A 1,755-nucleotide genomic window follows, 5' to 3' on the forward strand; every position below is an offset into this window, starting at 1 on the left:
TAACGATTACTGGTATAATGCTGAATTGATAGATACCAATGGAAAAATCCGTAAAAAAACAGGACATTTTTCTTTATTGAGGAAATAATAAAAAAAGCTATGAAAAAAATATTATTATTGAGCTTAATCCTTACTTATACCTCCTTGTTTTCACAAAACGATTGTTCAGATGCAATTGTTGTTTGTGGCAATAGTGGATTTCAAAACTTAAATGCTACTGGTGTTGGAATACAGGAGCTATGGGATTCAAACAGCTGTTACGCTGTAGAGAATAACAGTTTGTGGGTCAAAATTAAAATTGACAAAGGAGGAACATTAGCTTTTACTTTAACACCTACCAATGCCGATGGTAGTCATAATACCGATATTAATGTTGATCTTGATTTTTTCATCTTCGGTCCTAATGTAAGCTGTGGTAATATAGGACATGCAATTCGTTGTTCTACAACAAACCCAGTTGCCAGTAATCAAACTAATAATTTAACAGGCATCAGTAACTCAGAAACAGATTTCTCAGAAGGTCCTGGAGAAGATGGAAATAGTTTTGTAAGATTATTAAATGTTAATGATAACGATTCGTACTTTTTAGTAATTGACAGACCTATTGGAAATAGTAATTTTAAAATTGATTGGACTGGTACTGCTACTTTCAATAAACCTCCAACTATCAATCCTCCTACAGTAGGTCAATCATATGATTTAGAAGAGTGTGATGATGATGGTACTTTTGATAATAGTACAGAATTTGATTTAACTACTTATAGTAATTCTATATTAAACGATCAATCAAACATTAAAGTCTCTTACCACACAAGTGATAATGATGCACAAACCAACACTAACCCTATAACAACCCCTACTAATTTTAAAAACACCAGTAATCCTCAAACAATTTTCATGAGGTTAACCAATATAAACTCTGACTGCTTTTCTGTAACTGATTTTAATATTACTGTAAATAACAGTATAAATCTTACTACACCAACAGACTATATTGAATGTGATGATATTAATAGTGGAAATAACACTGATGGTATATACAGTTCTTTTTTATTATCCTCTAAAGACAATGAAATTTTAGGAACATTAGACCCTAATACATATACTATAAGCTATCATTTGAGTCTTACTGATGCTCAAAATGCTTTGAATCCTATAAATAAAAACACTCCTTTTACGAACACTGTAAGAGATACTCAGACAATTTATATCAGAGTTGAAAATATCGTTGGGTGCTTAAACACAACAACTACTTTTAATTTAGTTGTGACCCCTGTTCCTAAATTTATCAATACTGCTCCATATCAACAATGTGATTTTGACAACAATCCTTTTGACGGTTTCACCTCCTTTAATCTACAAAACAAAGAAGCAGAAATTTCAAACAACGCAACAAATATAACTGTGTATTTTTTTGAAAATCAAACTGATTTAAATAATAACACCCCAATAACATCTCCAGAAAATTACACCAATACTGTTCCGTTTAACCAAACATTACTGGTAAAGATTATTAATAATACAACACGATGTTTTAATACTGGCAGTTTAAATTTAATTATTAACCCAACTGGGTTAAGCTTTTACCCTAATGAGTATATTTGCGAATTAGATGAAAACACAGCAAATCCTGATGCAAAATTTAGTGTTGGATCTGGTTATAGTTTTTTTGATTTCTCTTTCAAAACTCAACAAATAATTAATAATTCATCTGGAGCTTTATCTGAAAACACTCATGATTTTCAATATTATAGA

At 30.6% G+C, this 1,755-nt stretch carries 1 pseudogene; it reads left to right on the plus strand.

Features of this window, described 5'->3' with window-relative positions:
- Positions 1–99: 99 nt before the first annotated feature.
- Positions 100–1,755 (plus strand): annotated as a pseudogene (locus DFQ07_RS15430) (hypothetical protein); the annotation flags it as partial.

This window comes from Tenacibaculum caenipelagi (assembly GCF_004363005.1).
GTDB classification, from domain to species: domain Bacteria; phylum Bacteroidota; class Bacteroidia; order Flavobacteriales; family Flavobacteriaceae; genus Polaribacter; species Polaribacter caenipelagi.